General features: G+C 69.0%; 20 protein-coding genes and 1 pseudogene. 16 read left to right on the top strand and 5 right to left on the bottom strand.

Translation table 11 applies throughout. From position 1 onward, the window contains the following. Positions 1-5 precede the first annotated feature (5 nt). Positions 6-848, top strand: coding sequence for a helix-turn-helix domain-containing protein (locus ACWDSJ_RS08435; protein ID WP_450030253.1), 843 nt, complete (start codon positions 6-8; stop codon positions 846-848). Positions 849-865: 17 nt separating this feature from the next. Here ACWDSJ_RS08435 and ACWDSJ_RS08430 read toward each other — a convergent pair whose 3' ends face one another. Beyond that, the gene (locus ACWDSJ_RS08430) at positions 866-1,459 is read right to left on the bottom strand and encodes an SACE_7040 family transcriptional regulator (RefSeq protein WP_450030251.1); all 594 of its coding nucleotides are present in this window, start codon (positions 1,457-1,459) and stop codon (positions 866-868) included. Positions 1,460-1,553: 94 nt separating this feature from the next. On the opposite strand from ACWDSJ_RS08430, the gene ACWDSJ_RS08425 reads away from it, so the two are divergent. From ACWDSJ_RS08425 to ACWDSJ_RS08400, 6 genes are read left to right on the top strand one after another with little or no spacing between them, the layout of a single operon-like run. Continuing rightward, positions 1,554-3,131, top strand: a complete 1,578-nt coding sequence (locus ACWDSJ_RS08425) for a carboxyl transferase domain-containing protein (RefSeq protein ID WP_450030249.1) — start codon at positions 1,554-1,556, stop codon at positions 3,129-3,131. Between the two features lie 11 nt (positions 3,132-3,142). After that, on the top strand, positions 3,143-5,152 hold the full coding sequence (locus ACWDSJ_RS08420; RefSeq protein WP_450030424.1) for an ATP-binding protein: 2,010 nt from the start codon (positions 3,143-3,145) through the stop codon (positions 5,150-5,152). Then, positions 5,149-6,309 carry an acyl-CoA dehydrogenase family protein gene (locus ACWDSJ_RS08415; RefSeq protein ID WP_450030247.1) on the top strand — a complete coding sequence of 387 codons (1,161 nt, stop codon included), beginning with the start codon at positions 5,149-5,151 and terminating at the stop codon, positions 6,307-6,309. The genes ACWDSJ_RS08420 and ACWDSJ_RS08415 overlap by 4 nt, the downstream gene beginning before the upstream one ends. Continuing rightward, positions 6,306-6,788 (top strand): MaoC family dehydratase, encoded by a 483-nt coding sequence (locus tag ACWDSJ_RS08410; RefSeq protein ID WP_387359745.1) that lies wholly within the window; start codon positions 6,306-6,308, stop codon positions 6,786-6,788. The genes ACWDSJ_RS08415 and ACWDSJ_RS08410 overlap by 4 nt, the downstream gene beginning before the upstream one ends. Beyond that, on the top strand, positions 6,785-7,588 hold the full coding sequence (locus ACWDSJ_RS08405; protein ID WP_450030245.1) for an HpcH/HpaI aldolase/citrate lyase family protein: 804 nt from the start codon (positions 6,785-6,787) through the stop codon (positions 7,586-7,588). Before ACWDSJ_RS08410 ends, ACWDSJ_RS08405 begins: the two co-directional genes overlap by 4 nt. An 18-nt stretch (positions 7,589-7,606) precedes the next feature. Next, positions 7,607-9,541 carry an acetoacetate--CoA ligase gene (locus ACWDSJ_RS08400; protein ID WP_450030423.1) on the top strand — a complete coding sequence of 645 codons (1,935 nt, stop codon included), beginning with the start codon at positions 7,607-7,609 and terminating at the stop codon, positions 9,539-9,541. On the opposite strand, the gene ACWDSJ_RS08395 is transcribed toward ACWDSJ_RS08400, so the two are convergent. Both ACWDSJ_RS08395 and ACWDSJ_RS08390 read right to left on the bottom strand, forming a co-directional pair. Then, the gene (locus ACWDSJ_RS08395; protein ID WP_450030243.1) at positions 9,435-10,232 is read right to left on the bottom strand and encodes an ABC transporter ATP-binding protein; all 798 of its coding nucleotides are present in this window, start codon (positions 10,230-10,232) and stop codon (positions 9,435-9,437) included. The two genes, ACWDSJ_RS08400 and ACWDSJ_RS08395, sit on opposite strands and share 107 nt — an antisense overlap. A 16-nt stretch (positions 10,233-10,248) precedes the next feature. Next, the gene (locus ACWDSJ_RS08390) at positions 10,249-11,286 is read right to left on the bottom strand and encodes an ABC transporter permease (protein WP_450030241.1); all 1,038 of its coding nucleotides are present in this window, start codon (positions 11,284-11,286) and stop codon (positions 10,249-10,251) included. Between the two features lie 129 nt (positions 11,287-11,415). Between ACWDSJ_RS08390 and ACWDSJ_RS08385 the strand changes: the two genes are divergently transcribed. The 4 genes from ACWDSJ_RS08385 (at position 11,416) to ACWDSJ_RS08370 (ending at position 14,409) form a co-directional block, all read left to right on the top strand. Next, positions 11,416-12,564, top strand: a complete 1,149-nt coding sequence (locus ACWDSJ_RS08385) for a sensor histidine kinase (RefSeq protein WP_450030239.1) — start codon at positions 11,416-11,418, stop codon at positions 12,562-12,564. After that, positions 12,561-13,178 carry a response regulator gene (locus ACWDSJ_RS08380; RefSeq protein WP_450030237.1) on the top strand — a complete coding sequence of 206 codons (618 nt, stop codon included), beginning with the start codon at positions 12,561-12,563 and terminating at the stop codon, positions 13,176-13,178. The genes ACWDSJ_RS08385 and ACWDSJ_RS08380 overlap by 4 nt, the downstream gene beginning before the upstream one ends. Positions 13,179-13,228: 50 nt before the next feature. Further along, complete coding sequence (locus ACWDSJ_RS08375; RefSeq protein WP_450030235.1) at positions 13,229-13,654, top strand: PPOX class F420-dependent oxidoreductase; 426 nt, start codon at positions 13,229-13,231, stop codon at positions 13,652-13,654. Between the two features lie 152 nt (positions 13,655-13,806). Further along, complete coding sequence (locus ACWDSJ_RS08370) at positions 13,807-14,409, top strand: DUF4352 domain-containing protein (RefSeq protein ID WP_450030233.1); 603 nt, start codon at positions 13,807-13,809, stop codon at positions 14,407-14,409. 7 nt (positions 14,410-14,416) lie between these two features. On the opposite strand, the gene ACWDSJ_RS08365 is transcribed toward ACWDSJ_RS08370, so the two are convergent. Further along, positions 14,417-16,204 carry an alpha/beta hydrolase domain-containing protein gene (locus tag ACWDSJ_RS08365; RefSeq protein ID WP_450030231.1) on the bottom strand — a complete coding sequence of 596 codons (1,788 nt, stop codon included), beginning with the start codon at positions 16,202-16,204 and terminating at the stop codon, positions 14,417-14,419. Between the two features lie 148 nt (positions 16,205-16,352). On the opposite strand from ACWDSJ_RS08365, the gene ACWDSJ_RS08360 reads away from it, so the two are divergent. The 5 genes and pseudogenes from ACWDSJ_RS08360 to ACWDSJ_RS08340 all read left to right on the top strand — a co-directional run. Further along, positions 16,353-16,673: a hypothetical protein gene (locus ACWDSJ_RS08360; protein WP_450030229.1), complete on the top strand. Its 321-nt coding sequence runs from the start codon at positions 16,353-16,355 to the stop codon at positions 16,671-16,673. A 2-nt stretch (positions 16,674-16,675) separates the two neighbouring features. After that, entirely contained in the window at positions 16,676-18,115 is a 1,440-nt protein-coding gene (locus tag ACWDSJ_RS08355; RefSeq protein ID WP_450030227.1) for a hypothetical protein, read from the top strand. Beyond that, positions 18,115-18,408, top strand: a complete 294-nt coding sequence (locus ACWDSJ_RS08350; protein ID WP_450030225.1) for a hypothetical protein — start codon at positions 18,115-18,117, stop codon at positions 18,406-18,408. Before ACWDSJ_RS08355 ends, ACWDSJ_RS08350 begins: the two co-directional genes overlap by 1 nt. Before the next feature lie 94 nt (positions 18,409-18,502). Beyond that, the gene (locus ACWDSJ_RS08345) at positions 18,503-18,718 is read left to right on the top strand and encodes a hypothetical protein (protein ID WP_450030223.1); all 216 of its coding nucleotides are present in this window, start codon (positions 18,503-18,505) and stop codon (positions 18,716-18,718) included. A gap of 20 nt (positions 18,719-18,738) precedes the next feature. Then, positions 18,739-18,816, top strand: a pseudogene (locus ACWDSJ_RS08340) (precorrin-4 C(11)-methyltransferase); the annotation flags it as partial. A gap of 187 nt (positions 18,817-19,003) precedes the next feature. Here the strand turns inward: ACWDSJ_RS08340 and ACWDSJ_RS08335 are convergent. Next, entirely contained in the window at positions 19,004-19,552 is a 549-nt protein-coding gene (locus ACWDSJ_RS08335; RefSeq protein ID WP_450030221.1) for a DUF3558 family protein, read from the bottom strand. Positions 19,553-19,759 lie beyond the last annotated feature (207 nt).

Below are 19,759 nucleotides of genomic sequence, written 5' to 3'. Positions count from 1 at the left end.
CTGAAATGCCCGCTGAAGGTTCGACTTCCGCGCGCCGCACCCTCGGCCAGAAACTGCGCGCCCTGCGAAAGAAGGCCAGCGTGAGCCAAGCCGCCGCGGCCCGCGTCCTCGGAATCTCCCCCCAAACCATGGGCCGCCTCGAAGAAGGACTCTCCGCACGCTCGGCCAGCGACCTCTACATGAACACCCTCTGCAACCTCTACCACGCCACCGACGACGAGCGACGCCTGATCCTCGCCCTGGCCTGCGAAACCCGCCGCACCGCCCAATGGGGCGGCGGGTGGTGGCAACCCCACCTCGACCGCGAAATTCCCGACTTGGATCCCTACATCGCGCTCGAGGAGCAAGCCATCCGCGTAACGGCGTGGGCGGTCATCCGCTTGCCCCTCCACGTCCGCACTCCCGACTACTGCCGCGCGATGGCCTGGACCGACACCCCCAACGCACCCACCGACCAGATCGAAGAACGCGTCCAACGCCAGCTGAAACGCCAAGCCCGCCTTGATGATTCGTCCTTCGCCGCCGAGATCTTCCTGTCCGAGGCCGCGCTGCGCGAGGAATGGGGTGGCCCTGCCGTCATGGCCGAACAACGCCAACACCTCACCGAACTCGATCAGCGCCCCAACGTGTCGATCCGAGTCGTCCCCTTCACCACCCGCAACCATGTTGGCGCGCTACTCGGCTCCTTCACGCTCCTGGAGTTCCCGATGATGCCCAAATCCCGCATGACCCAACCCCCGATCGTCCACATCGAAGAACACATCGGAGACCTCTACCTCGAACGCGCCCAAGAGATCGCCCGCTACAGATCCGCCATCACCGAACTCCGAAACTCGGTATCGACGTAGCGCTCCTCGGCGTGGGTTCAGCCGAGCGCCGCCAGGGCCATGGCCCGCAGGATGGGCCGAGCCCGGTTGGCCTGGGCGGCCGGGGCGCTGTGCGGGGTGGAGTTGAGCAGGCCGAAGGCCGCGTGGGCCTGCACGCGCGCCGACGCCTCGGGGAGATCCGGCCGAATCTCGCGTAGCACCGACACCCAGACCTCGACATACCGGCGCTGAAACCGGCGCACCTGGCGTCGGGCCGCGTCGGGCAGATTCTCCAGGTCGCGATCCTGGATACGGATCAGCTCCGGCTCACCCAGCGCGAAGTCGAGGTGGAAATCGACCAGCCCGGCGAGCGCCCGCTTGGGCGAATCGGACTGCGCGACAACGGCTTCCCCGCCCGCGAGCAGCCGTCGACTGATCCCCACCAGCAGCTCGACCAGCACCGCCTCCTTGTTGGGGAAGTGCCGGTACACCGCCGGTCCGCTGATCCCCGCGGCCGCGCCCAGATCCTCGAGCCGCACCCCGGGGAAGCCCCGATCGGCGATGAGCCGCGCACCGGCCCGCAACAGCTGCTCCCGGCGCTGCGCCTTGAGCTGTTCGCGGCGGGTGGGCGCGACGGGATCGCTGGTGGTCATCGCGCCTCCTCTCCTCGACCCTCGACATTTCGGTTAATCCACATTATCTTGAATTTCAGTTATTGGCGATTAACCGATCGGGCAGGATGGCGTGATGACGGTTACCCAGGACACCCGGGTCGGCAACCGGGAGGCGCATCGAGCGCTGGTGGCCGAGCTGCGGGACCGGCTCGCGACGGCCGCGCTGGGCGGTCCCGAGCGGGCCCGCGAGCGGCATGTGGCGCGCGGCAAGCTGCTGCCGCGCCAGCGCGTGGACCGGTTGCTCGATCCGGGCAGCCCGTTCCTCGAGCTGTCCCCGCTGGCCGCGGACGGCATGTACGGCGGGGATTGTCCGGGCGCGGGCGTGATCGGCGGCATCGGCAGGATCTCGGGGCGCGAATGCGTCGTGGTGGCCAACGACGCCACGGTCAAGGGCGGCACCTACTACCCGATGACGGTCAAGAAGCATCTGCGCGCGCAGGAGATCGCGCTGCAGAACCGGCTGCCCTGCGTCTATCTGGTCGACTCGGGCGGCGCGCACCTGCCGCATCAGGACGAGGTGTTCCCCGACCGCGACCACTTCGGCCGCATCTTCTACAACCAGGCGACCATGAGCGCCCAGGGCATCGCCCAGATCGCCGCCGTGCTCGGTTCGTGCACCGCGGGCGGGGCGTACGTACCCGCGATGAGCGACGAGGCCGTCATCGTGCGCGAGCAGGGCACCATCTTCCTGGGCGGCCCGCCGCTGGTGAAGGCCGCCACCGGCGAGGTGGTCACGGCCGAGGAACTCGGTGGCGGCGAACTACATTCGCGCGTCTCGGGCGTCACTGATCACTTGGCCGAGGACGACGAGGACGCGCTGCGCATCGTGCGCCGCATCGTCGCCACGCTCGGCCCGAAATCCGCTGCGCCGTGGGAGGTTTCGCCCACCGTCGAGCCGATCGCGCCGCAGGAGGAGCTCTACGACGTCGTCCCGGTCGACGCGCGCACCCCCTACGACGTGCGCGAGGTCATCACCCGGATCGTCGACGGCGGCGAATTCGGCGAGTTCAAGGCCGAATACGGCCGCACCCTGGTCACGGGTTTCGCCCGCATCCACGGCCACCCGGTCGGCATCGTCGCCAACAACGGCGTGCTGTTCGCCGAATCCGCCCTCAAGGGAGCGCATTTCATCGAACTGTGCGACAAGCGCTCGATCCCGCTGATCTTCCTCCAGAACATCACCGGCTTCATGGTCGGGCGCGACTACGAGGCGGGCGGCATCGCCAAACACGGCGCGAAGATGGTGACCGCCGTGGCCTGCGCGCGGGTGCCCAAGCTGACGGTGGTCATCGGCGGCTCCTACGGCGCGGGCAACTACTCCATGTGCGGGCGCGCGTACTCCCCGCGCTTCCTGTGGATGTGGCCCAACGCCCGCATCTCGGTCATGGGCGGCGAGCAGGCCGCCTCGGTGCTGGCGACCGTGCGCGGCGATCAAGTCGGCGACTCCTGGAGCGAGCGGGAACAGGAGGAGTTCAAGGCGCCCATCCGCGAACAGTATGAGCGCCAAGGCAATCCGTACTACTCGACGGCGCGGCTGTGGGACGACGGCGTGATCGATCCGGCCGACACCCGCACGGTGCTGGGCCTGGCCCTGTCGGTGTGCGCGCAGGCGCCGCTGGCCCCCGTTTCCTACGGCGTCTTCCGGATGTGATGGCGATGATGATGCGGACCACCCAACCCCTCCCCTTCGACACCGTCCTCGTCGCCAATCGCGGCGAGATCGCGGTGCGCGTCATCCGCACGCTGCGCGCCCTGGGCATCGCCTCGGTCGCGGTCTACAGCGACGCCGACGCCGACGCCCGCCATGTGCGCGAGGCCGATGTCGCGGTGCGCCTCGGCCCGGCCCCGGCGCGGCAGAGCTATCTCGACATCGAGCGCGTGGTGGACGCCGCGCTGCGCACCGGCGCGCAGGCCGTGCACCCGGGTTACGGCTTCCTGTCGGAGAATCCGGCCTTCGCCGCCGCGCTGGCGGCCGCGGGCGTCGTATTCCTCGGGCCGCCCGCGCGGGCCATCGAGATCATGGGCGACAAGATCGCCGCCAAGAACACCGTCGCCGCGTTCGGCGTCCCCGTGGTGCCCGGCATCGCCCGGCCCGGTCTCACCGACGACGAATTGATCGGCGCCGCAACCGAAATCGGCTATCCGGTGCTGGTGAAGCCGTCCGCGGGCGGCGGCGGCAAGGGGATGCGGCTGGTGCACGAGCCCGCCGGGCTGCCCGACGCGCTGGTGAGCGCCCGGCGCGAGGCGGCCGCGGCCTTCGGCGACGACACCCTGTTCCTGGAGCGGTTCGTCACCCGCCCCCGGCACATCGAGGTGCAGATCCTCGCCGACCGCTACGGCGGGGTGCTGCATCTGGGCGAGCGCGAATGCAGCCTGCAACGCCGCCATCAGAAGGTCATCGAGGAGGCGCCCTCCCCGCTGCTGGACGCCGAGACCCGGGCGCGGATCGGCGCGGCGGCCTGCGACACCGCCCGCAGCGTCGACTACGTGGGCGCGGGCACGGTGGAATTCATCGTCTCCGCCGACCGCCCCGACGAGTTCTTCTTCATGGAGATGAACACCCGCCTCCAGGTCGAGCATCCGGTCACCGAATTGGTCACCGGCGTCGATCTGGTCGAATGCCAGATCCGGGTGGCCGCCGGGGAGAAGCTCGCCGCCGAACAGGACGACATCCGCCTCACCGGGCACGCCGTCGAGGCCCGCGTCTACGCCGAGGATCCGGGCCGCGACTTCCTGCCCACGGGCGGCACGGTGCTCGCGCTGGCCGAACCGGACGGCGACGGCGTGCGGGTGGATTCGGGTCTGCGCGCGGGCACCGTGGTCGGCAGCGACTACGACCCGATGCTCGCCAAGGTCATCGCGTACGCCCCCGACCGGGACCGGGCCCTCGCGAAACTCGATCGCGCCCTGGCGGATACGGCCGTTCTGGGGGTGCGCACCAATACCGATTTCCTCCGCTTCCTGCTCGCCGACCCCGATGTCCGCGCGGGCCGCCTAGACACGGCCCTGCTCGACCGCCGCGCCGCCGACTTCCACCCTGCCGACCCCGGCGACGGCCATTTCATCGCCGCGGCCGCGCTGCGCTGGCTCGCCCACTGGCCCACCGACCCCGCCACGCCCTGGGACCAGCCCACCGGCTGGCGACTCGGCGCCCCGGCCCCGACCATCTTCCGCCTCACCGGCGGGGACCGCACCGTGCACGTCTCGCTGACCGGCACCCCGGCCGACGCGCGGGTGTGGCTCGACGAGGGCGAAAAGCGTTCTCTCGCCGTGACTTCGGGCCGCGACCTCACCCTGACCCTCGACGGCGTCCGCACCACCTACCTCGTGGCCCACCACGACGATCAGATCTGGGTCGCCGATCGCACCGCCGTCACCCTCATCCGGGAGGTGGCCGAGGCGAGTCCGCGCGCCACCACCGAACAGGCCGCCGACGCCGAGATCCGCAGTCCCATGCCGGGTTCCGTGATCGCCGTCCCGGCCACCCCGGGCGCGGTGGTCCCCGCGGGCGCCCCGGTCGTCGTCGTGGAGGCCATGAAGATGGAACACACCCTCACCGCCCCCATCGCCGGAACCGTCGAACTGCTGGCCGGACCGGGCGATCAGGTGCGGGTCGACCAGGTCCTCGCCCGCATCGTCCCCGACACCGATCCGAAGGACACCCCCGCATGACCGAATTCCTGTCCACGGGAACGCTTCCCGACCACTACCGCGATCTGGCCCTGACCGTGCGCGACTTCGCCCGCCAAGTGGTCGCCCCGGTCGCGGCGAAACACGACGAGGAGCACAGCTTCCCCTACGAGGTGGTCGCGGGCATGGCCGATATGGGCCTGTTCGGCCTGCCGTTCCCCGAGGAGTACGGCGGGATGGGCGGGGACTACTTCGCCCTGTGCCTGGCCCTCGAGGAACTCGGCAAGGTCGACCAGAGCGTGGCCATCACCCTGGAGGCCGGAGTCTCGCTGGGCGCCATGCCGATTCACCGGTTCGGCACCGAGGAGCAGAAGCGGGAGTGGCTGCCGCAGCTGACCAGCGGGCACGCCCTGGCCGCGTTCGGCCTCACCGAACCGGGGGCGGGCAGCGACGCGGGCGGCACCCGCACCACCGCGGTCCTCGACGGCGACGACTGGATCATCAACGGCAACAAGCAGTTCATCACCAACTCCGGCACCGACATCACCCGCCTGGTGACGGTGACCGCGGTGACCGGCCGCTCTGGGGACAAGAAGGAGATCTCCACCATCCTGGTCCCCACCGACACGCCCGGCTTCACCGCCGAACCGGCCTACAGCAAGGTCGGCTGGAACGCCTCCGACACCCACCCGTTGACCTTCACCGATGTCCGTGTGCCGCGGGCGAATCTGCTCGGCGAACGCGGCCGCGGCTACGCCAACTTCCTGCGCATCCTCGACGAGGGCCGGATCGCCATCGCCGCGCTGGCCGTCGGCGCGGCGCAGGGCTGTGTGGACGAGAGCGTGCGCTACGCGGGCGAACGGGAGGCGTTCGGTCAGGTCATCGGCCGCAATCAGGCGGTCGCGTTCAAGATCGCGCGGATGGAGGCGCGCGCCCACGCCGCCCGCGCGGCGTACTACGACGCCGCCGCGCTCATGCTGGCGGGCAAGCCGTTCAAGAAGCAGGCGTCGATCGCCAAACTCGTCGCCAGCGAGGCCGCGATGGACAACGCGCGCGATGCGACGCAGATCTTCGGCGGCTACGGTTTCATGAACGAATACGCTGTGGCACGGCATTATCGGGACAGCAAGATTCTGGAAATCGGTGAGGGCACCACGGAGGTGCAGCTGATGCTGATCGGACGGGAGCTGGGCCTGTGAGCGCACCGCTACGCCGCGAGGTGCAACGCGGCCTGTGGTTCGAGGAGTTCGCCACCGACGTGATCTACGAGCACCGCCCCGGCCGCACCATCACCGAGGCCGACAACGTGCAGTTCACCACGGCCACCATGAACACCCAGGCGCTGCATCTGGACGCGGCGTTCGCCGAGGCGCAGCCGCCGTTCCATCAGCGGCTGGTCAATTCGATGTTCACGCTGTCCACCCTGGTCGGGCTGTCCATCACCCAGCTCACCCAGGGCACGATCGTCGCCAATCTCGGCTTCTCCGAGGTCGCCTTCCCCAAGCCGCTGTTCCACGGCGACACCCTGTACGCGGAGACCGTGGTCACCGACAAGCGGGAGTCGCGCAGCCGCCCGGGGGAGGGGATCGTGACCTTCGCCCACACCGGCCGCAATCAGCACGGCGACGTGGTGGCCACCGCCGTGCGCAAGACGCTCGTCCGGATGAGGCCCGCATGACGTGGGAGATGGCCGGTCCGGCCTGGCTGTTCTGCCCCGCCGACCGCCCCGAACGCTTCGCCAAGGCCGCCGCCGCGGCCGATGTGGTGATCCTCGATCTGGAGGACGGCGTGGCCCCCGCCGACAAGGCCGCCGCCCGGGAGGCGCTGCTGTCCACACCGCTGGATCCGCGGCACACGCTCGTGCGCGTGAACGCCCCCGGCGGGGCGGACCACGCGCTCGACCTGGAGACCCTCGCCCGCACCTCCTACGAGCGCGTCATGGTCCCCAAATGCGAGAGCGCCGAACAGCTTTCGGCGCTGCCGTACCAGGCCGTCGCGCTCATCGAATCCCCGCTGGGCGCGCTGGCCGTCGACGCGATCATGCGCTCGGACACCGCCATCGGCGTGATGTGGGGCGCGGAGGATCTGGTCGCCGCGCTCGGCGGCAACGCCAGCCGCCGCGCGGACGGCGAGTACCGCGACGTCGCCCGGCACGTCCGCTCGGCGTCCCTGCTCGCGGCCAAGGCGTACGGCAAGTTCGCCCTCGACTCGGTGTATCTGAACATTCGCGACCTGGACGGGTTGCGGGCCGAGACCGAGGACGCGGTGGCGGTCGGCTTCGACGCCAAGGTGGCCATCCACCCCACCCAGGTGCCGGTCATCCGCGCCGCCTACACCCCCACCGACGACGAATTGTCCTGGGCCCGGCGGATACTCGCCGCGGTGCCGGACAATCGGGGCGTCTTCGCATTCGAGGGCCGCATGGTCGACGGCCCGGTCATCCGCCACGCCGAACGGATCGTCCGGCGCGCGGGCTAGGACAGGAGAGTGATCGCGATGCAGCCGCAGTGGGTGCCGGATCAGCGGGACGTCGCGCGGGCGCGCGTCACCGATTTCGCCCGGTTCGCCGGTGCGCGAACCGGACTCGACTTCCCGGACTACCACGCGCTGTGGCGCTGGTCGGTCGACGACCTGTCCGGCTTCTGGGGTGCGCTGTGGGCGTACTTCGACCTCGGCCCCACCCCGGAGACGGTGCTGTCCGACACGAGTATGCCGGGCGCGCAATGGTTTCCGGGCGTGCGCCTGAACTACGTCGATCAGGTGGCGCGGCAGGCGCGCACCGATCGGCCCGCCATCGTGTATCTGAGCGAGGGCGGCGCGGCGACCGAGATCTCCTGGGCCGAGCTGCTGGGCCGCACCGCGACCTTCGCGGCGGTGCTGCGCGCGCGGGGCGTGCAGCCCGGCGATCGGGTCGTCGGCTATCTGCCCAACATCCCCGAGGCCGTGATCGCCTTCCTCGCCACCGCCAGCCTCGGCGCGGTGTGGAGCGCCTGCGGCCAGGACTATTCGGCCAAGGCCGCGCTGGATCGGCTCGGCCAGCTCGAACCGGTCGTGCTGGTGACCGCCGACGGTTACCGCTACGGCGACAAGGCGCACGACAAGACCGCGGAAATCGCCGAGCTGCGCGCGGGCCTGCCGACCCTGCGCGACACCGTCGTGGTCTCCCGGCTCGGTGCGACGGTGCCCAACTCGCAGGACTGGGCCGAGATCACCGCACCCTCCGGGGCCGAGATCAATACGGGCGAGGTCGATTTCGACCACCCGCTATGGGTGCTGTACTCCTCGGGCACCACCGGCAAACCCAAGGGCATCGTGCACGGCCACGGCGGCGTCGTGCTGGAGCATCTCAAAGCCGTTGCGCTGCAAGCCGATATCGGCCGCGACGACGTGTTCTTCTGGTACACCAGCCCGAGCTGGATGATGTGGAACTTCCAGGTGGCGGGCCTGCTGGTCGGCGCGACCATCGTCTGTTACGACGGCAGCCCGGCCTGCCCGACGCCGGACGCGTTGTGGGACTTGGCCGCTCGCACCGGAACCACGGTGCTCGGCACCAGCCCCGGCTATGTGCTGTCGTGCGTCAAGGCCGGTGTCGTGCCGAAGCGCGACCACGATCTGTCCGCGTTGCGCGCGGTCGGCATCACCGGCTCGGCGCTGCCGCCGTCGTCGTCGCTCTGGTTGAGCGAGAACGTCGGCGAGCGCGTGCAGGTGTCCTCGATCAGCGGGGGCACCGACGTGGTGTCGGCCTTCCTCGGCGGCGTGCCCACGGTCCCGGTGTGGCCCGGCGAACTGTCGGTGCCGTTCCTCGGCGCGGCGGTCGACGCGTGGGACGTCACCGGGCATCCGGTGCGCTGTGAGGTCGGCGAGCTGGTGCTCACGAAACCCATGCCGTCCATGCCGCTGAAGTTCTGGAACGATCCGGACGGATCCCGGTATCGCGCGGCGTATTTCGACATGTTCCCCGGCGTGTGGCGGCACGGCGACTGGATCACCATCACCGACCACGGCAGTTTCGTGGTGCACGGCCGCTCCGACTCCACCCTCAACCGGCACGGCATCCGGATGGGTTCGGCCGATATCTACCAGGCCGTGGAGGCGTTGCCGGAGGTCGCGGAGTCGCTCGTCATCGGCGTCGAGCGGCCGGACGGCGGCTACTGGATGCCGCTGTTCGTGGTGCCCGCCGAGGGGGCCGAACTCACCGACGAACTGGCCGACCGGATCAAGGCCGTGATCCGCGCGGAGGTCTCGCCCCGGCACGTGCCCGACGCGATCATCCCCGCGCCGGGCGTCCCGCACACCCGCACGGGCAAGAAGCTCGAGGTGCCGATCAAACGGCTGTTCCAAGGCGCGGATCCGGCGAAGGTGGTGGAGCGCACGGCCGTCGACGATCCGGCGCTGTTGGACTGGTACGCGGCGGTGACCCCGCCGTGCTGAGCGTCCCGTCCACCATGCGGTAAACCGCGTCCATCCGGTCCAGGTGGTCCACGTCGTGGGTGACCAGCAGGGTCGCGGTGCCGTGGGCACGCGCGATGTCGAGCAGCAGGTCCAGGACGGCCGCGCCGCGCTCGCGGTCCAGGGCGCTGGTGGGCTCGTCGACCACCAGCAGGTCCGGATCGTGCACGAGGGCGCGGGCGATGTCGACGCGCTGGCGTTGTCCGCCGGAGAGTTGCTCGGGGCGTTTGTGCTCGTGCCCCGCCAGACCGACCGCGGCGAGGAGATCGGTTGCGCGCGAACGGATTCGGCGGCGTTCGCGCGGCGGCACCAGCGGACGGCCGCCGAGGTGGGCCATGACCTCGAGCTGTTCGAGGGCGGTGAGGGCGGGGAGGAGATTCGGCTGCTGGAAGACGATGCCGATCCGCTCCCGGCGCAGCCGCGCGGCCTCCCGTCGGCCCAGCGCAGTCAGTTCGATTGCGCCGGAAGGGGTTTCCAGGTCGATGCGGCCGGAGTCCGGGCGGATCAGCGTCGACACGGCGGCGAGCAGGCTCGACTTCCCCGATCCCGAGGGGCCGGTCACGGCGGCGATCTCGCCGCCGCGCACCCGCAGGTTCACCGCGTCCAGCGCGGTGACGCGCCCGGCGCCGTCGGGGTAGGTGAGGGTCAGGTCGGTCACGGTCAGTGTGGTCATCGAAATACCCTGTCGCTCAACGGTTCCGGTTTAGGGCGGTCAGCGGATCGGCGGTGGCGAGGAAGCGCACCGCGCCCGCCGCGCCCAGCAGGCCGAGCCCGATCAGCGCGGCCGCGGGGGTAAGCGTCGTGGCGGCGGTCAGCGCGAATGGCACGGCGTCGCCGAGGAATCCGGCGGCCATCGCCGTCACCCCCACCCCGAGCCCGACGCCGAGCACCAGCACCAGCAGCGCCTGGCCGAGCGCGTCGCGCACCAGGGATCCGGTGGTGGCGCCCAGGGCCTTCAGCGTCGCTACGTCGGGGGTGCGCTGAATCGTCCACACCACGAAGAACGCCCCGATCACCAACGCGGAGAGCGCGAACAGCAGGACCGTCATGAGGGTCAGGGAGGTGTTCTCGGCCTGGTACGACGAGATCGCCTGCGGCGCATCGGAAACGGGGATCGCGCGGGTGCCGGTGGCCGGGGGGTGCGGGACGCCGGAGACCACGAGGACCGTCGCCGCGCCGCCGCGCGGCAGCACGGTTCGCCAGTCCGCCAGGGTCGTCCAGACCACCGGCGTGTGCGCGTACCAGTCGTCGCCGCCGACCGCGGACACCGTGAACTCGGCCGGGCCGATCGTGATCCGATCCCCCGTCGTGGCTCCCAGCCGGTCGGCCGCGGGCGCGCTCAGCACCACGGTCCCCGGCTCGGTTGCCATGCGATTGCCGAAGGCGTCGCCGTCCACCCCGAACACGGCGATCGGCGTGGGCGCGCCGCCGTCGCGGGTCGCCTGCGCGCGGCCGATGCCCACCGGGTCGACCACCCCACCCGAATCGTGCCATTCCCGTACCTGTTCCGCGCTCAGCGCCGACGCGTCGAACGACGGCGACGACCCGGTATCGGCGAAGACCACCGCGTCCCCGCGGATCCGCTGCACCGCGGCGATGTTCTGATGGGCCAGCCCGGCGGTCAACCCGCTCAGGAAGCTCACCAGCAGCGCGACCAGCACGACGACCGAGGTGATGAGCAGGAAGCGGCCGCGGGCGGCCCGCAGATCCCGGAGTGCGACGAACATGCCTCCACCCTGTCGGCGATCGGCGCGCGTGCCATCGGGCGCGGGAACCATTCGCGGCCCATCGCGCGATGGCCGCCGAATCCGTCTTTCGATGGATGCCGTCCCGATAACCCCGCATAAGCTGACACGGTGCACCGCTCGCCGCTCGCCCCCGTCTTCGCCGCGTTGCAGGTCGGCCTGCACGCGCTCATGGTGGCGCTGACGGTCGTGGTGGTCGTGCGGGGTTTGCTGCTCGACAGCGGACATCGGTGGGCCGTGGGCGTGCTGGCCGCGGTGTTCCTGCTCACCTACTTCGCGGGCGTCCGGCTGCGCGGGCGGCCCATTGCGGCCCGGATTTGGCTGGGCGTGCTGACCCTGCTGTGGGTGGGGTTGGTGGCGATCGTGCCGGACGCCGTCTACCTGGTGTTCCCGCTGTACTTCCTGTATCTGCATCTGCTGCCCCGGTTGTGGGGCGTGCTCGCGGTCGCGATCGCCACCGCGGCGGCCGTGCTCGGCTACGAACTGCACAAGGGCTGGAACGTCGGCGGCGTGATCGGCCCGATCGTCGCCGCGCTGGTGGCGATCGCGATCGGCCTCGGCTACCGGGCCCTGTTTCGCGAGGCCGCCGACCGGCAGCGCCTCATCGACGAATTGCTCACCACCCGAGCCACTCTCGCCGAACAGGAACGCACCGCCGGGAAGCTCGCCGAACGCGAACGGCTCGCCCAGGAGATCCACGACACGGTGGCGCAGGGCCTGTCGAGCATCCAGCTGCTGTTGCACGCCGCCGAACGCGCGGCCCCCGATCATCCCGCGCTGCCGCAGATCCGCCTGGCCCGCGACACCGCCGCCGACAGCCTGGTCGAAACCCGCCAGCTCATCGCCGAACTCACGCCCGCTCCGCTGGACGGCCAATCGCTGACCGACGCGCTCGACCGCATCGCCCAGCGCGCGGGCGCGGCCGGGGTGCGGGCGCAGGTACTGGTCGAGGGCGAACCCGAGCGGCTGCCCATGCCCGTCGAGGCCGCGCTCGTGCGGGTCGCCCAGGGCGCGGTGTCGAACGTGGTCCGGCACGCCCGCGCCGAACGCATGCGCATCACGCTCACCTACGCGGGCGACGCCGTGCATCTGGACGTGGTCGACGACGGCGTCGGGATCGACCCGGAGGTGTTCGGGCGCGGCACATTCGGGCTCAACGCCATGCGCAGCCGCGTCGAACAGCAAGGCGGCGGCATGAGCGTGGAATCCGAACCCGGCCACACCGCGGTCACCGTCTCGTTCCCGTTGGAGGAGCCGTGATCCGGCTGCTGCTCGCCGACGATCACGCCATCGTCCGCGCCGGGCTGAAGGCGCTGCTGGATTCGGGCGAGGACATCCTCGTCGTCGGCGAGGCCGCCACCGCGGAGGAGGCCGTCGCCTTCTGTCGCGCGCACCCCGTGGACCTGGTGTTGATGGACCTGCGCTTCGGCGCGGGCACCTCGGGCGTGGCCGCCACCGCCGCGGTGCGCGGGCTGCCCGACCCGCCGAACGTCCTCGTGGTCACCAACTACGACACCGACGCCGACATCCTCGGCGCGATCGAGGCGGGCGCGTGCGGCTACATCCTCAAGGACACCCCACCCGCCGAACTCCTCGCCGCCGTGCGCGGCGCCGCGGCCGGGGAGAGCGTGCTGTCCCCGTCGGTCGCCTCCAAACTCATGACCCGCGTCCGCAAACCCGACACCACCCTGAGCCCGCGCGAGATCGAGGTGCTGCGCCTGGTGGCCGACGGCCACTCCAACCGGGAGATCGGCAAACGCCTGTTCCTCAGCGAGACCACGGTGAAATCCCATCTGGTGCACATCTATTCGAAGCTCGGCGTCAAATCGCGCACCTCCGCCGTGGCCCGCGCCCGCGAACGCGGCGCGATCTGACCCCGCCGCGCTTCACCCCCGTTCCCGCCGGCGCCCCGTACGCTCCCCCCATGGCCTCACTCACCGACCCGCAGGTCCGCGACTTCCTCTCCGAGGGCACCCGCACCGCCAAACTCGCGTTCGTGACCACCGACGGCCGCCCCGTCATCAACCCCGTCTGGTTCATAGTCGAAGACGACACCCTGATCTTCAACACCGGCAAAGCCACCGCCAAGGGCAAGGCGATCCTCCGCGACCCCCGCGTAGCCCTCTGCGTAGACCTGGAGGAACCCCCCTACGGCTACTTCCAAATCCAGGGCACCGCAACGACTTCCGAGGACCCCACCGAACTCCTCCGCACCGCCACCGCCATCGCCGCCCGGTACATGGGGCAGGAACGTGCGGAGGAATTCGGCAAGCGGAACGGGGTACCGGGGGAATTGGTGGTCCGGGTCCGGCCGACGAAGATCCTGGGCGGTCTGAATATGACGGAATAGCCTGCTGATTTCGGCCATTATCAAAACGGGCTTGTTTCACTGTAACAGTTCCGGCGGTCTTTCCTATGCATCGGGTGTCGATGCGGCCACTCGCCGTATCTCATTCGATGCGCAGGGGATACCCCTGCCTTTCGCACAGACAGGGGAATTCCATGACCGAGCCGCAGTATCCCGCCCAGAACGGTCCACAATATCCGCCGCCTCCTTATCAGCAGCAGTATCCGGTGCCGCCGAAACAACGGAAGCGGCGCGTATGGCCGTGGATCGTTCTGGCGCTGATCGTCTTGATGTTCGGTGGGTGTTTCGCCCTGCTCGGCGGCGCCGTGCACGAGGCTTCGAAGGTGGAGGACAAGCGCACCACCGCGGCTCCGGTGGGATCCGAGGTGCGTGACGGCAAATTCGCCTTCCGGGTCACGGGAATCGATCCGGCGGTGGCCACGGTCGGGGACAACCCCTATCTGCGCAAGCAGGCGCAGGGCGAATACGTGCTGGTCCATGTCGATGTCACGAATGTCGGAGACGCGGCGCAGAGTTATTTCGGGGACAATCAGAAGCTGATCGACGATCAGGGCAAGTCCTACACCAACGACACCGCCGCCGAGATGAACGTGAATCGTGACATCACCGCCGAGATCAACCCGGGCAACAAACTCTCGGTAACCATTGTCTTCGACCTGCCCAGAGGTACCGTTCCGGCGGCAGTCGAATTTCACGATTCCGCGTTTTCCGGCGGCGCCCGGGTCGCCCTGAAATAAGGTCGACTCAATAATCGGCGACGGTTTCCTCGATCACCGTCTCGACGTCCTCCGGCAATAGGAACCCTTGATCGACGAGTTGTTCCGCCGCGGCCCGCACGGCGTCGGCATATGCCGCGCGGGTCGGGTAGCGCTCCTGGACCGTGGGACGGTCGGGTGGGAAGGGGAGTTTGCTGCCGAGGCGTTCGTAGAGGACGTTCGGCAAGCCCTCGATCGGGCGGCGGGGATTCCAGCCCGTGTAGACGGCGAGCGGGGCGGCGACGGCCGGGAGGCGGATACCGGCGATCTCGTTGCCGTCCTCGTCGGTGGCGGAGACGAGGCTCGGGTACGGCTCGCCGCGGACGACCGGCCAGCGGCCGATGCCGTGGTCGGCGTCCGGGCCGAGGTCCAGGTGATGGATGCGGGGGAGCAGGGCCGGATCCGGGTGGCGGACATGGGCGAACGGGTCGAGCGCCCGCTCGGGCGGGACGGCGGTTCCGTCGGCCACGCGCGGGACCCGGCTGGCCGGTGCGGGCACGCCCTCGGACACCCAGCGTTGTAGTGCCATCATCAGCGCGCGCAGCACGGGCTGGGAATCGAGGTCGTGCGGCGGATTGCTGCCCGCCATAACGCTTTTCAGCGGATTCGGCCCGAAATGATCCGTCCCCGCGATCGAGTAGACCCGCACGTCGGGGTCCTCGCCCGCGTCCACACCCTCCGGCGCGTGCACCAACGAGCCGTCGCCGCGCCAATACTCCGAGGCGCTGTTGCTCAGCAGCACCTTCGGCACGCCACCCGATTCCCGTTGCCGCGCAAGCAATCCCGCACTGTCGAACGGTGGCAGACTCCCGAACCCGTCCACCCCCGTCAACGACGGCTGCGCGTACCGATGGTTGAACTCTCCCCGTGCCCCGCTCGCCACATGCGCGAACACCCCATCGAAAACCTGACGCCCACTCTCGTCGAGATTCATCCCGTCCCAGAGGAACTGCCGCAGAAACCGCCCCGACTGCGAAATCCCGAACCCGAAGGCCCGCTCGATCCCTCCCTCGGACCGCAAGTGCGCCACCACATCCCGAACCGCCAGCAACCCGCACCCCGCCACCGGTGCCCGATCGGTCCGGTAGAACAACTCGTACCAGTGAAACGCCTTGAATCCCCCCTCCAGCTCGACATGCGTCGAATCGGTGAATCGCCAAGCCCCCCGCGGGATCTCGGTCCGCTCCCCGTCCGGCGCGGTCCGCACGGTCAACACCGCCTCCGGATCATCCACATCCACCGTCGGATACGCCGAGAACCGAAAGAACACCCCCATCCCCGGCATGGTGTCACTCACCGAATGCCGCCGCTCATCACTGTCCCCCCGCCACTCCACCCGCATCCACCCCGGCCCCACCGCAACCTCCGGCACGGTCACCCCCAAACTCCCCACCCCCCTCCGCACATCCCACTGCCACCCACACCAGACAATCGTCCACCCCCGCTCCAACAAAAACCCATCCCCCGGATCGACCCGCTCGAGATCCCGGAAATCCACCACAGCCCCCCGACTGAACGGCAACGTCCCCAACCGCCCCCGATTGGGCACCACCAACAACAAATCCCCGTTCCCCCCACCCACCGGCCGCAACACCCGAAGATCGGCATCGAACCGAACCTTGCCATCGAGCTCCCGCTTCACCCGATCCAGATCCACGATCCGTGCGTTAGCCGGATGCCCCGGATCCACCGCGAACCCGACCGTCCCCGTGACCAATTCGTACCGGTCATCGATGTACGGCGAAACCGATTGCACCCGAACTGCTTCCACTGCCATGGGGTGAGTCTATGGCCAGGGGATGCGGCCCGCCGAGGACTCCGAATGGTGCATTCGGGTCGAATGGATTCGCGCGTGAGCCGCGCGCTCTCGACCGCACGTCCCCGGATTCGCTAGGCTCGACCAGCGTGATCGAAGGAGGGGGAGTATGGGTTTCGCGGTGAATCCGGATGGCCTGCGCGCGGCGGCCGGAGCGCTGGCCTTGTCGACCGCGGACGTCGACAACGCGCCGAAGCTCGGCGCCGCTCCGGTCGCCGGGCGGCTGGCGGGGTTGGCGGTCGGGCTGGAACTCGGCAAGTCGGATGCCGCGAGCCAGCAGGCGAAGGACGTGCTGAAGGCCCGGCTGAATCAGTTCGCCGCCCTGCTGCTGGTGTCCGCGGACACCTTCGCCGGTACGGATCTCGACGCGGCACAGCGCCTCGCGGCCGTCGCCGATCTGAACTCCGGTGATCCGCACGGAGGGAAGTAGCGATGCCGACGCCCCGCGAACTGCTCGTGATGGACGTGTCCGGGCTGGCCGAGGTCGCCGATCGTGCCGTCCGCATCGCCGACGCGATCGTCAAGGTGTCCAATGCCATGCACACCACCATCCACGACGATCTGGCGTGGCAGGGTGTGGCCCGTCAGGCGGCGGGTGACAAGGCCGATCGGGAGCAGACGCAGATGCGCGCGATCGCCACCGCCTACGACGACCTCGGGGCGGCGTGCGCCGGTGCCGCCCGCGATCTGGAGCACCCCATCGCCGAAGCGAAGACCATCCTCCAGCACTATGCCGTGCCGCCCGTGGCGGTCGCGGACGACTGGACGGTCACCGGTGTCGAGGACTGGGATTCGGAAGCGGGCGTTCAGCTTTCGCGATTGCCCGCCCTCGTGGACTCGCTCGCGCGGGCGGACACGACCTGGTCCGCCGCGATCGCCGCGGCCAATGGCGAATTGGCCGCGCTGGCCCCGGCAGCCGCGCTCGCCGCGGCGAATTCCGCTGTGCAGCAGGACAAGCAGCGAGACGACCGCGCCGATCCCGATCGAATCCGCACCTCCGCGGCCGCTTTTCAACAGATGTTCGGCCGCCCGCCGGTGACGCCCACCGATTGGACGACCGCCGAGGCGCTGAATCCGAAAAGCTACGACCCGAAGTACCAGGGCGTCGATCCGGCGATCCGGGTGGTCCGGATCCGTCCCGTGCCCGGCCAGGGCGTGGTCCGCACCAGTCAATACATCGAGCAGCGAGATGTCAGCAATCCGTTCAATGGCGGCGATTCCCTGAATCCCGTCGCCCGTGATCGCGGCGACGACCGAACGGCCGCCGCTGATTTCGACCCCGAGCACGCTCGCGTGACGATGTACGTCGACTACGAGAACGGGATCGTCGTCATGCGGCAGAACCCGTCGGTGGAGCAGAACAGCGACGGTAGCCCGGGCGCGGCCAAGGTGACCGAGCCCGAGGGCCGCGTCTGGCAGAATCCCGACGGTTCCGTACGTGTCCAGTACTCGGCGGCGAATCCGTTCGCGCCCGGCATATCCAAGAATCCGCCGTTGCTTGGCGATCATGCAATGACGGTCAACGGCGACCTGGTGTTCTCCCCGGGGCAGCACGGGGTCGAGATCAACGGGACGCGAACGAACTATCCCTCGCTCGAGGCATACCAGGACTGGCCGGACGGAAGAACGAACACGCTCGTGATCGACCCGGCGGCCGCGGGCAATTCGGGCGGGCCCGGGATGAATCTGCCCTTTCATCACGACCTCGGCCCCCGAGGCGGGAGCGCGTTCCACGCGTTCGACGAACCCGACGGCTGGAATTATCAGTACGATGTCCGCGAACCCGGCGGCCCGAAACCGTCGACTCCCTTCGGTCCGGTCGGCGCCGCGCCCTCCGTTCCGCCCGTGCCGATTCCGAAGGGGATGATCTGATGGTTCGCTCCCGATTTTGGCGGGTCGCGACGATCGGAGCCGCGGTGTTCTTCATGGGACAGCTGCTGGTTCTGGTGGCCGCCACCGCGGCGTTCCGAGGCGACGATTCCGATCGGGCCGTGCCGCTCGTCGCGTATGGAATCGCCGCTGCCGCAAGCATTTTGGTGGCGGCGTTGGCGCGAGGGCTGCTCGGCGGCGTCCGGCGGCATCCGCTCACCCTCGCCGCGGTCGGCACGACCGGGATGTGGGTGCTGTCATCGCTCTCGGCGATCGTCGTCCTTCAGGGAAGCTGAGGTCGATTCCATGACGATGGAGGAACCATCCCACTCGCGGCGCGATCGCTCTCGTTCCTGGTTCGGTCCGGCGTCTTTCGGGACCGCGTTGGTCGTGATGTTCTCGAACATCGTCCCGCTGACGATCCTGCCCGCGCTCACACTGTTCTTTGCCGTCGGATACCTCGCGGAGACCGTCCTCGCCGCGGTGCTGTGCGCGCTGGGCGGGCGGGCTCGCGAGATCGGCACCGGACTCGCGGTCGCGGTCGTCACGACGATGGCACTGTTCGCGACCGCCCTGGCGGCGACCTTCCTGGCCGAACATCTCTGAATCGTTCCATGCCCACCCCCATGACCGTGCACTTCATCGGCGCAGGTCCCGGCGCCGCGGACCTGCTCACCGTTCGCCACGGCCGGATACGCCGAGAACCGAAAGAACATCCCCGAGCCATGTCGAGGATCCGTCCGATAGCTGATTGCGCAGGATTCACCGTACCCTTGACCAATTCGTATCGGTCATCGACGTACGGCGAAACTGATTCGCGGCTGGGGAGGCCTCTGAGATTCGTCCTGCGAGCTTCATTCGCTCAGTCTGACGTATGTCCCCGATGCGGGGCTATTGCGAAGGGGGCAGTACCGGTACCAGTCTTTCGGCTAGATTCTCCAGATCCTCGCAAGGGTCGTCCTTGTTATTCGAGCCGATAAATTCGATTCCGCCGCCCTTGATATCGACCACCAAATCGCAGAGAGTCGTCGAATCTCGTCGTACGGCTGCTTCTCGGTTACCGATTTTTATCGAATGACCATGATGTCTACCCGTGGGGTCGATCGAATCGACATCAAGGAAGTACCTGGCATTCATATTAGTGACTTCGATCATCACCCCCAGGCCACGTTCTTTCGCTACTTCAAAAGATCGGCGGTATTCGCATCCGCGCAGCTTCACCTCCCCGTTCTCATGCTCGGGCCACACCTCGGGATTGTCCAAGAACTGCTGCTCGGCTTTTATTTCCAGCGGTATGTCCCGGCAAGGATCGAACGAGGACGGAATCTCTCTCGGCAAGGTCTGCTTTTTCCCTTGCCCTTCCGCACCGCACCCGGCGGCAAGAGACGCGGCTAGCAAGAAGCCGAACGAATAGAGCACGTATCCCTTCACTTCGGCCATGGGAGTGAGTCCGAGGAGTCGGACAGCACTACTCCTGATCGTGCGAAATGGTCCTCGATCACGTTCGTGACAATTGGCGTGAGTCGATTGCACACCCCGTCGTCCGGGCGGGCCGGGTCGATCGCGAGACTCTTCGGGTCGGGCTCGACCTTGATGTACACATCGCGCCGTTCGCTGAAATACGCTGTGGCCGAACATCATCCACCC

Source organism: Nocardia sp. NPDC003482 (assembly GCF_053588115.1).
The sequence above is the reverse complement of the archived record's forward strand: the minus strand, read 5'-3'. Positions and strand labels throughout refer to the sequence as shown.

Excerpts from the sequence above, each read along its gene's own strand:
- ACWDSJ_RS08435 (WP_450030253.1), top strand. The coding sequence starts at position 6 with ATGCCCGCTGAAGGTTCGACTTCCGCGCGCCGCACCCTCGGCCAGAAA.
- ACWDSJ_RS08430 (WP_450030251.1), bottom strand. The coding sequence starts at position 1,459 with ATGACCACCAGCGATCCCGTCGCGCCCACCCGCCGCGAACAGCTCAAG.
- ACWDSJ_RS08425 (WP_450030249.1), top strand. The coding sequence starts at position 1,554 with ATGACGGTTACCCAGGACACCCGGGTCGGCAACCGGGAGGCGCATCGA.
- ACWDSJ_RS08420 (WP_450030424.1), top strand. The coding sequence starts at position 3,143 with ATGCGGACCACCCAACCCCTCCCCTTCGACACCGTCCTCGTCGCCAAT.
- ACWDSJ_RS08415 (WP_450030247.1), top strand. The coding sequence starts at position 5,149 with ATGACCGAATTCCTGTCCACGGGAACGCTTCCCGACCACTACCGCGAT.
- ACWDSJ_RS08405 (WP_450030245.1), top strand. The coding sequence starts at position 6,785 with ATGACGTGGGAGATGGCCGGTCCGGCCTGGCTGTTCTGCCCCGCCGAC.
- ACWDSJ_RS08400 (WP_450030423.1), top strand. The coding sequence starts at position 7,607 with ATGCAGCCGCAGTGGGTGCCGGATCAGCGGGACGTCGCGCGGGCGCGC.
- ACWDSJ_RS08395 (WP_450030243.1), bottom strand. The coding sequence starts at position 10,232 with ATGACCACACTGACCGTGACCGACCTGACCCTCACCTACCCCGACGGC.
- ACWDSJ_RS08390 (WP_450030241.1), bottom strand. The coding sequence starts at position 11,286 with ATGTTCGTCGCACTCCGGGATCTGCGGGCCGCCCGCGGCCGCTTCCTG.
- ACWDSJ_RS08375 (WP_450030235.1), top strand. The coding sequence starts at position 13,229 with ATGGCCTCACTCACCGACCCGCAGGTCCGCGACTTCCTCTCCGAGGGC.
- ACWDSJ_RS08370 (WP_450030233.1), top strand. The coding sequence starts at position 13,807 with ATGACCGAGCCGCAGTATCCCGCCCAGAACGGTCCACAATATCCGCCG.
- ACWDSJ_RS08365 (WP_450030231.1), bottom strand. The coding sequence starts at position 16,204 with ATGGCAGTGGAAGCAGTTCGGGTGCAATCGGTTTCGCCGTACATCGAT.
- ACWDSJ_RS08360 (WP_450030229.1), top strand. The coding sequence starts at position 16,353 with ATGGGTTTCGCGGTGAATCCGGATGGCCTGCGCGCGGCGGCCGGAGCG.
- ACWDSJ_RS08355 (WP_450030227.1), top strand. The coding sequence starts at position 16,676 with ATGCCGACGCCCCGCGAACTGCTCGTGATGGACGTGTCCGGGCTGGCC.
- ACWDSJ_RS08350 (WP_450030225.1), top strand. The coding sequence starts at position 18,115 with ATGGTTCGCTCCCGATTTTGGCGGGTCGCGACGATCGGAGCCGCGGTG.
- ACWDSJ_RS08335 (WP_450030221.1), bottom strand. The coding sequence starts at position 19,552 with ATGGCCGAAGTGAAGGGATACGTGCTCTATTCGTTCGGCTTCTTGCTA.